The sequence below is a fragment of the Kineosporia rhizophila genome, assembly GCF_021277265.1.
Classification (GTDB): Bacteria; Actinomycetota; Actinomycetes; order Actinomycetales; family Kineosporiaceae; genus Kineosporia; species Kineosporia rhizophila.
Map to the genome: position 1 here is coordinate 103,853 of NZ_JAJSOH010000019.1, position 11,772 is coordinate 115,624.

The 11,772-nt window shown below is 64.9% G+C and carries 6 protein-coding genes; 2 read left to right on the forward strand and 4 right to left on the reverse strand.

Annotated elements, in window-relative coordinates; genetic code table 11:
* Positions 1-180: 180 nt before the first annotated feature.
* Complete coding sequence (locus LWF15_RS24345; protein ID WP_232813233.1) at positions 181-1,203, forward strand: GmrSD restriction endonuclease domain-containing protein; 1,023 nt, start codon at positions 181-183, stop codon at positions 1,201-1,203.
* A 135-nt stretch (positions 1,204-1,338) separates the two neighbouring features.
* Here LWF15_RS24345 and LWF15_RS24350 read toward each other — a convergent pair whose 3' ends face one another.
* The 4 genes from LWF15_RS24350 to LWF15_RS24365 all read right to left on the reverse strand — a co-directional run bounded on the left by LWF15_RS24350 (position 1,339) and on the right by LWF15_RS24365 (position 7,999).
* On the reverse strand, positions 1,339-3,186 hold the full coding sequence (locus tag LWF15_RS24350) for a Xaa-Pro dipeptidyl-peptidase (RefSeq protein WP_232813234.1): 1,848 nt from the start codon (positions 3,184-3,186) through the stop codon (positions 1,339-1,341).
* Between the two features lie 357 nt (positions 3,187-3,543).
* A complete protein-coding gene (locus tag LWF15_RS24355) occupies positions 3,544-4,251 on the reverse strand; it encodes a hypothetical protein (protein ID WP_232813235.1) in 708 nt (235 codons plus the stop codon).
* Positions 4,252-4,316: 65 nt separating this feature from the next.
* Entirely contained in the window at positions 4,317-7,325 is a 3,009-nt protein-coding gene (locus LWF15_RS24360; RefSeq protein ID WP_232813236.1) for a LysM peptidoglycan-binding domain-containing protein, read from the reverse strand.
* Complete coding sequence (locus LWF15_RS24365; RefSeq protein WP_232813237.1) at positions 7,322-7,999, reverse strand: hypothetical protein; 678 nt, start codon at positions 7,997-7,999, stop codon at positions 7,322-7,324. Before LWF15_RS24365 ends, LWF15_RS24360 begins: the two co-directional genes overlap by 4 nt.
* 1,057 nt (positions 8,000-9,056) lie before the next feature.
* Here LWF15_RS24365 and LWF15_RS24370 point away from each other — a divergent pair.
* Positions 9,057-11,660, forward strand: coding sequence for a tetratricopeptide repeat protein (locus LWF15_RS24370; protein ID WP_232813238.1), 2,604 nt, complete (start codon positions 9,057-9,059; stop codon positions 11,658-11,660).
* The last annotated feature ends 112 nt before the right edge of the window (positions 11,661-11,772 follow it).

An 11,772-nucleotide genomic window follows, 5' to 3' on the forward strand; every position in this document is an offset into this window, starting at 1 on the left:
GCGAGGCCACCCAGTGAACCGCCCTGGGATGTCCGAAAGGCTCTCCTTCTCCTGACAATGAGTCCGCAGGGAACGTCGCGAGGAGCGACTCGGGCGCTTGAGGGGGCGCCCCCTCATCTCAACTGATGAGCGAGCACGGACACTGACTCCGCCCCACCTGCTGGTGCATATGTTGCTGCCGTGACAGATGCGAGATGGCGTACGGCGAGTGCTGGCGTTGCGGTCCTGCTGACGATGACCGGCCTGGCGGTACTGACCTCCGGCGCGGCATCTCCTTCCGCAGGCGCCGAGGCAGTCGCTAAGGCTCCCGTCGTCCAGGGGCTCACAGCCAGACAGGGTCTGGCCGTGCTCAAGGTCAAGGGCAGGGCACCCAAGACCGGGTACGCCCGGGATCAGTTCGGTCCCGCCTGGAGCGACGTCGACGGCAACACCTGCGACACCCGCAACGACGTCCTACGCCGCGACCTCGCCGATATCACCGTCGCCGACGACTGGTGCATCGTGCTCACCGGCGTCCTCACCGATCCGTACGGACGCGAGATGATCAGTTTCCGGCGAGGCACCAAGACCTCCGCCGCCGTCCAGGTGGACCACGTGGTGGCGCTGGCCGACGCCTGGACGAAGGGGGCGCAGACCCTGTCCAGGACGGCTCGCCTGCGCTTCGCCAACGACCCGTTGAACCTGCTGGCCACGTCCGGCGTCCTGAACCGCAAGAAGCAGGCCGGCGACGCAGCCACCTGGCTGCCACCGCGTAAGTCCTTCCGGTGCGAGTACGTGGCCCGCCAGATCGCGGTCAAGCGCATCTACCGCCTCTGGGTCACGAAGGCCGAGCACCGCGCGATGGTCTCTGTCCTCGCCGACTGCCCGGACGAACCGCTGCCGAGCCGGGACCAGGTCTCCGTGCCACCCCTTCAGGAACCGGAACCTGAACCAGGGCCGACGTCCGACGCCCCGACACCACCTGAGCCCACGTCCGAACCGTCCTCCTCGGTCCCGGCCACGACGACCACAGAGCCCGACCCATCGACGACGACAAACTCCAGCACGCCGACCGCCACGCCCACCACCCAGGCCGGCAGCGATCCCCGCTTCAGCACCTGCGCCGCGGCCAAGAGAGCCGGGTACGGGCCCTACGTCCGCGGACGCGACGCTGAATACGACTGGTACCGGGATGCCGACAGCGATGGCGTGGTCTGCGAGTAACTACGCCGCTCCAGGCTGCAAGTGGCCCTCGACCTCCGAGTCCATCGAATGGGACAGCACGGTGGATGCAACCGTCCTGCATGAACCACCCCGGGATGTTCGGAGTGATGTGCCCTTCGGACACTCCGGGGGGGTTCAGCGGACCACAGGAAGATTCATGCGGCTGGCCGCTGGCTTCACTCTGATCTTCGTGCCCGGCTTCGGACGCAGGGTGTATTCGAAGTCGGTGGAGATCACGACCAGTCCGATACGGTGTCCGGTGGCGAAAACGTAGTCCTGGGGCTGGAGCCCGAACTTCAGATCGTAGAAACGGCCCTTGACCAGCGGTTTGCTGTCACGGGTCGAGGTCCGGTTCTGCGGGTCGGTCCAGCCGCGGCTGACAATTCTTGCCTTGCCGGACGGGGCGTAGTCCACCAGAAGTGCGGTGACGTTGGCATCGCGCCGGTTGTTGACGGACAGCTTCAGTCTGACCTGGGGTGTACCAGAGATCCTGGTGGCTCCCGTCAGTTTGCGGCTCCGGTAGACGAGACGGTTCGGGTTGGCCTTCGCCGGTGCCGTCACCAGTTTCTGCGCCGATTTCTTCGAGCCGGCGTCGACGAAGGACTGGACGCGGCGCGTACCGCCCATTGCGGCCAAGGAGTAGCTACGGTTGCGGGCCCGCTTGTCCGGCCAACTGCGGTAGGTGCGGTACGTGCGGTTCTCCCGCTGGATGATCGCCCGCGGCTCCTTCTCGATCCCGTTGTCGACGCCGTAGAGCCAATGGTCCATCCAGCGGTTCACGGCGTCGTCAAAGGTGGCGGTCTTTCCGTTCGGCAGGGTGTAGGTGTCGTCGTCGGACGGTCCACCGTGGCCGTCCTGGTGCCACCAGATCTTGCGGGGCACGTCCTTGCGATTCAGCACGTCCCAGAACTGCTGCACATGCTGGGTTTTGACGTTCCAGTCCTTGAGGCCGTGGACGACGAACACGCTCGCCTTGATCTTACCGGCCGATCGCACGTAGTCACGGTCCTGCCAGAACCGGCTCCAGTCACCGGTGACCCGGTCCTGCTTGCGTTCCATCGCCCTGATCATGGGCTCGCAGATCTTCTTCTGGCGGTCAGATACGACCAGCCGCGCCAGGATGTCTGTGTCCTCGCCCTGATAGGTGCGTGGCGCCACCACCAGACCATTGGCCCGGTAGTAGTCGTACCAGCTGCTGATCGCCGAGACCGGCACGATCGTCTTCAGGCCGTCGACGCCGGTGGTGGCCGCCTGCTGGGCGAGGGTCCCGTTGTAGGACGTGCCGATCATGCCCACCTTGCCGGTGCTCCAGGTGGCTTTGGCCGGGGTGCCGTCCTTGTGGAAGCCACGACCCCGACCGGCCAGCCAGTCGATCACCGCGGTCACCGCCAGCGTCTCGTTGTGGTCGCCGCTGGTCGGGCAGCCGTCCGAGTCGGCCGTCCCGATCGTCTGGGCATGCACGGAGGCGTAGCCGCGCGAGACGTAGCGGTCCTCGGTCCTGGCGGCCGCGCGGTTGGCCTGCGTGGCCTGGAGCTTCACCGCTGAACTGAGGCTCATCCCTTTGCCGTCACCGATCCGCTCCTGAGGCAACCGGGGAACGTCCACCGGGTGCTTGACGACGTCCTGGCAGCATTCCCAGTAGGGGGAAGCCTCCAGGATGCTGGCCACTCGCCCTCTGGCGGCAGGGCGTTCGATGTCGATCACGACCCGGTCGTGACGACCGTCGGCATCGGTGTCGACAGCGGTCTCGACCCAGATCCGTTCCTTGATCACCCGGGTGGCTTCGAAGACCGGCTGAGTCATCCCGCCCGCCACGACCAGCCCGTCGGGGCGGGTGACCGTGGTGGTGTCGTCCAGGGGCTTTTCGGACGCCGTCGCGGCGGTTGCTGATGGGAGAGCGATCAGCGAAAGGCCGGCCACCAGTCCGGCCGATACGAGCGTCAGCGCGAGGGCCAGAGGGGACCGGTGGATGCTCGGCTTCATGGTCCTGAGTGCATCACAGCTGCCGGTGCGGGACGAGACATATCAGAATTCAGGGACTCAAAGCGTGCTCAGCAGCCGTCACCTCGAACCCCTGCCGTCCTGAGCAAGGTGGCCACGGCGCAGGCACCCTCCTGGCCACGGCCCTGCAGGAAGGCCTGCGGCCGGGGTCGATCAGGGCCGCATTAGATCGGTGTTCTGAGGCTATGAATCCTCCATCAGCCGTGTACCGGAACGGGTCTGCTGCTGAGACCTGTCAGTGCACCGGCCTTTTGTGACCAACGCCTGTAGCGCTCAGTGTCTCGCCCCCCGCTGTTGCGTGAGCGTCCCAAGCCACCAGGTGCGCCGTGACGTCGGCCTTCAGAAGCTTGCCTGTTGCGGCTCGTCCCGGACAGCCTGCCGGGCCCGACGGATCTCGTTCTTCATGGCCGTCTCCCCCACCCCGTAAGCCTCCATTCCGGCCTCGATCATTGCTTTCCATCGCTGCCCCTCCGCCAGCCACCGCTCCACCGCCTCCGAGCGCCCCTCCCCCGGACGCACCACCGGCTTCAAGGACGTCACCGCCGAGACGCTCGCCAACGGCGTGGGCCCCACCGGGGGCCCGGGCTTGTCGGGCTCGGTGCTCGTCACCTTGGCCCTGGCCGGGCGCGGCGTCCTCGTCGGGCGCGGCGGGGAGGGCATCTTCCAGGTCCGGCTCTCGGCGATGGCCACGACGGACAGGAACGACAGCGGCGGCACCACGGCGAAGGCGTCGGCCCACGGCAGCCGGGCGGCCCAGGTGTCGTCCTCGGCGGCGGCGAGGTTGGCCAGGATGATGAAGGCCAGCGAGGCCAGGAGCACCAGTGCGGGGATGGCCCGGTTCCATCCGCGGCGCTGGCGTGCTTCCCAGGCGGCGTAGGCGGCCAGGGCTTCGAGGCTGCCGGCGACACTCCAGACCAGCCAGCCGGTTACGTCGACGTGGGGGTAGGCGCCCACGTGCAGGATGTGCGTGGCCGAGCCGGCGAAGGCGATGGAGCCCAGGGCCAGGCAGACGGCGGCGGAGAAGCTGTTGCGCGGGTCGGTGCGCACCCGCGTCCATAGACTTGAAAGCCACGGCCGGGGCGTGTCGGTCGAGGGTGTGCTCGGCTGGGTCATCAGGGGTTCTCCGGGGACCGGTGGGAGTTGGCCTGGTCGGGGCGGTGTTGTCGTGGCGGGCCGAGGCTGGCCTCGGCCTGGTCGGCTTGGGCGATGAGAGCTGCTGCTTCCTCGGGTTTCTCGTTTTGAATGAGGGCGGCCAGGGCGCGTTTGGCTTTGGCTCGCTGCCGGCTCAGGTGGGTGCGGTGGGGTGTGAGCCAGGGGTAGCGGGTGCCGTCGTCGGCGAGGTGCCCGCTCTGGGCGGCGATGGCCCGGCGCAGGTGTTGTTCGCGGTGCTCGGGGTCGCTCTCGGCGCGGGCGAGGGCACGAGTGAACGTCCACAGGTCGACGTCGAGGTCGGGGCGCAGCCGGTAGTGGCCGCGCTCGGCGGGGACGGCGTCGTAGCTGAGGTTGTCGCTGCCGGCGGCGGCACGGATGACGCGGCGCAGGTTGGAGATCTCGGTGGAGAAACGCTTCTTGGCGCTGTTGAGGGTGGCGTCGGGCCAGAGGACTTCTTGCAGGGTGCTGGTGGAGGCACCTTCCGGATGCAGGGCCAGGTAGAGCAGCAACGCGAGCGCCTGACGGCGGAGGTTGGAGACGGGGGTGCCGTTGCTGTCGAGAATGGCGGGGGCGCCGAACAGACGGATGTGCAGGTTCGAGGAACCGGCTGCGGTGTGGTTCTTGGGCGGCTTCGTTTCCCAGTCCGCGTCTGGTGGTGAGGTCGCTTCCCGGTCGCCGAGAACTGCATCGGTCTGCGGGGTCTCGGTTTTGGGTGTCTGGTCGGGTGTCGCGTGGGGCTGATCCGATCGAGGACGGATGGGGTCGGGTGGCGAAGTTTGCGCAGGGCTCGGGTGCGCGGACGGTTGTGGGGCAGTTTCGCTTTCGCTGGTGGTGCGGGGTGGTTCGGCGCGGTGTCGTGGTCGCCGGGGCCGATGCTCGGCCTGCTCCTGCTGGGCCGACTGCGGCCGGGGTTTGTCGTGCAGCTGAGTGTCCTGCTGATGGCCGTTGATGAGTGGCAGGGTTCCGGGATCCGAGGACGGTGCCGTGGGATAAGCGTTGAGGTGGATGGGATTCGCGTCGGGCGGGATCGAATCTGCTGACCGGACGGCAGTTGGCTTTGGCGACATTCGCGGCACGGCGCCATTGCGCGGACGGCCGGGAGCGTTCTTGACGACGTAGACACGGCGATTCGGAGCGACACTGCCCTCCTGCTCGGTCTCTGTCGAATTGGTCTGCACCTGAACTACTTCAGGGCTCGGTATTGCAGACGGCTCGCGGGCGGCGGAACGGACGGGAGCAGCCGCCGGCACGTTCTGGGCCATCTGGTGAATGGCTGCCCGCGCCTGGTCGATCGCGGGACGCCGAACGGCTGCGGCGGTCTTCGGCAGTAGCCGGGGCCCGCCGTCCCGGTCCGTGTCGTCCCAGGGCTCCTCATCGTCGGTGTCGGCCAACTCGAGCCCGTCCCGGTCCGTGCTCCGGCGGTGCTTGCTGTCTGTGCGTTCAGGAACGTAGTCGTCTGGGCGCTGTCTCCGTCGTCGCAGAAGGAGAACGGCCATGGCGGCACCGCCCAGGCCGAGAGCCCACTGCCAGACGTCGCCGAGCAAGGGACCGGTGCCGGCGGGGGTGTCCACCGCGTGCTCGGCGACGCTGCCAGGGGATCCGGAGTTCGTCGACGCGGTCGGTGAAGCGTGCGTTGTCTCGTAAGAGCTCGAACCTGGGGACGTCGGTTGCGGCGTTGGCTGGTTCGGTCGCGTTGGTGTGCCGGTCGCCTCGGCGGAGGGCGCAGGCCGGGGCGCCGTTGTGGCCGCATCGTCAGGCTCCCGATGTCCGTTGGGCGCGTCTTGATCCACCTCCCGGCTGGCTGGTGTCGTATCGGATCGCTGCGCCAGGGGGCTCGTGCCGCGCGCGTGAGGCCTGCTGCCCCGGTCGCGGACTTCGCTGGGCAGCCTGATCTGGTCGCCGGTCTCGATGTGGTTGGCGTCCGGGATGCTGCGCCGGTTGAGGTCCTGAAGCCGGGTGTACTGCTCGGGTTCGCCCAGGTAGCGGCTGGCGATGTCGGCCAGGCGATCGCCCGAGGCGACGGTATAGCTCCCGCCTGCCGCGGGTGCCTGTCGGGCGGCCTGTTTGGCGTCGGACGGATGCTGGGGAGTCTCGGGGACGAGCACCGTCCAGCCAGGACGCAGGAACGACGGACTGCGCATCACGGTGCCGTCCTGCTGGCGGCGCCCCTCGTTCAGGGACCAGATCTCGCCCCAGCGAGTGCCGTCCCCCAGGTGCGTCTCGGCCAGACCCCACAGCGTGGAGTCCTGCCCCCACGACTGCACCGTGACCGCTCGGGTCGCAGCCTTGGCCGGCGCGGGCATCTGCGCGGCGTCTCGAACAGACTTGGGTTCGGCCTCCTGAGGTTGGGGATCGGTACGGGCAGGGGGCGCCGCAGTTCCGCCCTTGCCTGCCGATGGCGAATTGGCGTTGTCCACGGGGCCGGCAACGAGCGCCCGCCCGACCGCAGTCGGTGGGACAGCCGCCAGCTGCGCAGGACTGGCGGTGGCTGGCACGGGTGCGGCGAGCGCCGCCGCGGGGGCAGCCATGGGGGCCAGCACCACGGTGGTGACCAGCGCGCGCACCCACCAGCTCCTGTGACCCGCACCGCGACCCTGGTGGACCGACAACGGCCCCGAGCCACTCGTCGTCCAATGGTGCTTGTTGGCTAGAGCCTGCCGCTGAGTGCGAAATTCACGAACAACGGACAGCAGGGCCCATACCCACCATCCCCACAGCAGAAGGCTGGGCGCGGCCAGCAGCACCCATGCGTACCGGCCGGCCTCGACGGCTTCCTGGGCGTAGGTCAGGGTGTGGACCGGGCCGGCTCCGAATCCCAGCAGGGCTGCGGGTATCCCGGCGACGATTCCGAGCAGCACAGCGGCCGCCCCCAGAGCCCGCGCATACAGACCCCTGGGCCGGTAAGGGCTCTGCTGCGGCCGTTCTGCTGGCTTCACGGAAGGCTGGGCGGGGCTCTCCGTCTGGCTCACGGTGCCACCTGCCCGGCCGTCTCCCCCGGTCCCTCCTGCAAACCACCGGGCTCGGCAGCGTCACCGGCCTCGGAAGCCGTGACCAGGTCCCGGTATCCGGCCTCATAGGCAGCGTCGGTGCCGGGCCACGGCTGCGAGGCCGGCTGCGCCGGTACAGCGCCCGGCCCGATCAGCCACCGCTGCCCGTCCCACAGCATGCGCTGGCAGTCGGCCACCACCCCGTGGTGGGTCCACCCGTCGACCTGCAGGTCCAGGGCCACGTCCACGCACACCACCGCCCACCCGGTGCCCACATCGAGTCCGCCGGTGTCCTTCACCAGCCCCATCAGCGGACGGCCGGTGATCCGGGTTCCGGCCGAGCCGGACGGCGGCGTGTCCAGCATCTGCAGCAGGTGTGTCATCGAGGCCCGCCACGTCCACTCCCCCGCATCCGGACCACCCGGAGCCACCCACGCCTGCCGAACCCGCTCCACGCCCGGTACCGTCGAGGAGTTCGCCGCCGCAGTGGCGATCGCCGCCAACTGCGCGAGAGCGCCCTCCTGGGTGGGCGGAAAGCCCGTGGGTATCCCCAGGTCGTCCACGTCTTTGGCCGGGGGCAGCTCGATCGGCGCCGGGAGCGGTCGTGTGGCCGGCTGGGCCTCGCCGTAGGCGCGGCCAGAGCCGGCATCTGGCATGGCACGGGCTGCGACCTTGTTTCGCGCCCGCTTCACCGATGGGTCAAGCGAAGCAGAGGCCCCTGAACCGGACTGAACAGGAGGCGGCTCAGCGGTACCGGCCTGCGCCTCGCCCAGGGCTGATTCGCTGGTGGGTCGCGAGCTGAGCTGCCCTGTCGAGGAAACCGTGGCGCCGGGCGATGTGCTCGCACTGGTGCGGTCGCCTCCCGGGAAGGTGCCACGCTGCAGCACAGCGCCGATCAAGCAGCACACACCCACGATGAGCAGGAAAGACAAGGCGAGCCGGGGGCGCCCTGGCGCATCAGTCCGGTGCCTGTTTCGTGGCCGGTGCAGCATCAACGGTCTCCTCGTCGGACAGCGGCTTGTTCACCCGCTGCCATTCGAGGACCCGATTGCACGAGCGAACCAACAGCTCGATCCGCTCGTTGCAAGCCGGTCGACGTCGAACCTGTGGAGCGCATCAATGCTGTCCTCTCCTGGCACATCTGGGTGCCAGGTAGAGAAGCCGAGATTGCGTCCATGCCTTGTTCCAGCGCGCTCTGACCAGCGAAATCGTCGACTCGTACGCGTTCGCGCCTGGCGCCTGGGAGCCGCATCACCCAAACCCGCCGCTGCTGGTTTGGGTGATGGCAGCACCGTAAGACCCGTCCACCGCAGTACGGCCTTGGTCACGCGGTTAGAGATTCTGACCTGCCCACTGAACCAACTGCTGAACGGCCAAGGAGCCAGCGGCGTAGGCGCCGCCGCGCACAGCGTATCCGAAAATAAGGCGCATGATCTTGCGCGAAAAGCTTCCCCGAAATCCGTCGTTTGAGTTCGCCCGCGGTGTCTCATTGACTCGATCCACTTTTCATCTCTCCCTCGTCTGCCGTGTCATCGAGAGTGGATCGCTAGGAGGTTGTCCGGCGATCTTCCCGGACAAACCCGGACAGTGGGACGGCCACACGGGGCCACGCTTGTCATTGAGAGTGCGGTACCCGACCAGTGCGGGGGCCGTTTGCAACAAATAACTTCCTGAGTCAGTTCATGGCGCAAGATGCTCGCCTATCCTGGCAAGATGGTTGGCAGGGACGAGCGGGAGCCACTCAGTCAGTTCGCAGAGCAACTACGTGCGCTGCGAAATTCTTCGGGCGCCCCCTCCCTACGGCGACTCGAACGACTGACAGGAAGCCTGGGAAATCGACTGGCGCCCTCTACTATTGCCGAGAAATTGAACGGCCAAAGTCGACCAGACTGGGAATTTGTCAAGATATATGTTTGGGCATGTGCACTGCAAGACGGCGTATCGCCCGGTTCACTGCATGAAGTCGACTTGTCAGAATGGAAAGTCGCTCACCAGGATTTAATTCAGGAACTTGCTAATGAGCGCGCCGGGCGCCGAAGGGCTTTCGAAGCAGAGACAGAGTTGGTCGGACAAATATCGACAATGCCTGCAGACGCACTGGCGTCCACGTTCACCGGTCGGACGAAAGAAATTGCATCCTTGGTTGAGCAGGTCTCAGATAGAGGCGGACAGGGCGAAACGCTTATGGTGTATTCCATCGACGGCATGCCTGGAGTGGGAAAGAGCAGTCTTGTAATGTACGCGGCTAATCTCTTGACTCAAGATTTCCCGGATGGCCAGTTTTTTCTTAACCTGCATGCTCACACCGATGGGCACCCGCCTCTTGCGCCTGAATCGGCCCTGGCCAGTCTACTACTTCTTCAAGGCATAGGTCCTCGCCAGATGCCGCAATCACTCCCAGACCGCTCAGCGCTGTGGCGAAGGTGCACTACAGGCAAGCGAATCATGCTGGTTCTCGACAATGCCTCATCGAGTGCGACTATATCGCCCCTACTGCCCGGTTCTGGTCGTTCTGTAGTGCTGGTAACTAGCCGCCGCCGGTTGACCGACCTTCCGGCGGTGGCCGTAACGGTCATGACCACCCTGAATGTCATGTCGCAGTCCGAATCAGAAGTCATGTTCATGCGTCTTGCTCCCCGCGCGAGGACCGAGTCGCCCCTCGAAGTGCGCAAACTTCTTGACATGACGGGAAACCTACCCCTCGCCAATTCGCTTCTTGCGCGCGTTTATGAAAGTCATCCAACATGGGATCTCAAATACCTTACCCAGCGAGCTTCGGTTCAAATGCTTGATCTTCGCTCTGAAGAGCAGACCGTCAAGGCGGCTTTCAATCTGTCGTACGAGGCTCTACCTACTGCTCAGAAGCGTCTGTTTTGTTTGTTAAGTACTCATCCCGGGAGCGAGATATCGGTTAAAGCGGCATGCGCCCTCAGTGGACTCGCGTCCACAGTGGCAGCAGAGCTTCTTGAAGATTTGTGGAGAAACCATCTTCTCATCGAACTTCAACCGGAGCGCTATGCTTTGCATGACCTTATTCGAAGTTATGCACGTGAACGGGCCGCCCTTGATATCGAAGACGGCGGTCGAGGCGCCTTCAAATTGCTTTGTAACTACTATGCCAGCACCGCCCGGACGGCAGACGGCCAACTTACACGACGTTCCCGGCCGGGTGCTCAGCGCATCTCGCCGCAGCGCGCCTCTTTCGACATTCTCAACAGAAGTACGTCACTGCAGTGGTTCCGCTCTGAGCGCGCCAATCTTTTGGCGTGCGTGACCGAGGCATTGTCTCGTTCCATGCATATGGAAATCGTGGAGTTAATCTACCCATTAGCTACGTTCCTTAGACAAGACGGTCCATGGCCCGAGGCAACCGAGATAATGAAGAGCGCGGTGACCTCGGCGCGCCTCGTACGTAATCCAATACTTTTAGCGAATGCTCTGTCGGATTTGGCGCATCTCACGTATATGAGCAGTCAATTTGCTTCCTCAATTGAGTCTCTCCAAGAGGCGCAAGACATATACACTCGAGAACAGCATGTGCAAGGCAGAGCCAACACTCTCAACGACCTGGGGGCAGTCCACTATTTGATGGGCCAACAATTGGTGGCGAGAAAGATCTTTGACGAAGCTTTAGCATTGTGCCGCGCAATAGCTGATGCTCACGGGGAAGCCGACGCCTTGCACTATTTGGGAAACATCCAGTGGGCGCAAGGGAACTATATCGGCGCCGAGCAGGACCTAAGCACTGCACTCTCGATCCGCCGAAAACTTGAGGATGAGAATGGCGAAGCAAATGCTCTCGTGACTCTTGGAACGATACATCGACTCCAAGGACGCCATTCTGCGGCCATTACGGATTTAAACACAGCGCTGGAGTTGTACAGGTATTATGCCGCGCCGCAGGGAGTCGCGAACTCCTTGTTTGGACTGGGGATGACCCATCGCGCAGAAGGAGACTTGGCAAAGGCGGAAAGCTGCTATCTCGAATCTCTGCGAATCTATCGCTCTCGAGGCGATATAGCTACCCAGGCGGAATTACAGAACGAATTGGGCGATATGTACCTATCACAGAAAGACTTTAACTCGGCGCGCGAGCATCACGTTCATGCGCTTGCCCTCGCGCGGTCGCTTCCAAATGTTGCATTGGAGGCGCACGCGAAAATATCGCTATTCTTGTGCGAAGCTGTGAGCCTACCGCATGCAGAGCGCATTGATGAGGTCAACGGCTGGTTAGCTGACCTTTACGACGCAGGAGCGATTCAGCTAGCTCAAAACTTGGCGAAGCAATTGCCATGGACACCTATTCTGGAGCCTTAATTAGGAAAGTGACACCCCAATCGGACAACAGCATACGGACTTGATTGATACCGCTCGCTGTCAGTTCAGAGGATGTCCGGTGATTTGCGACGGACCAAGCCATCCGAGAGCG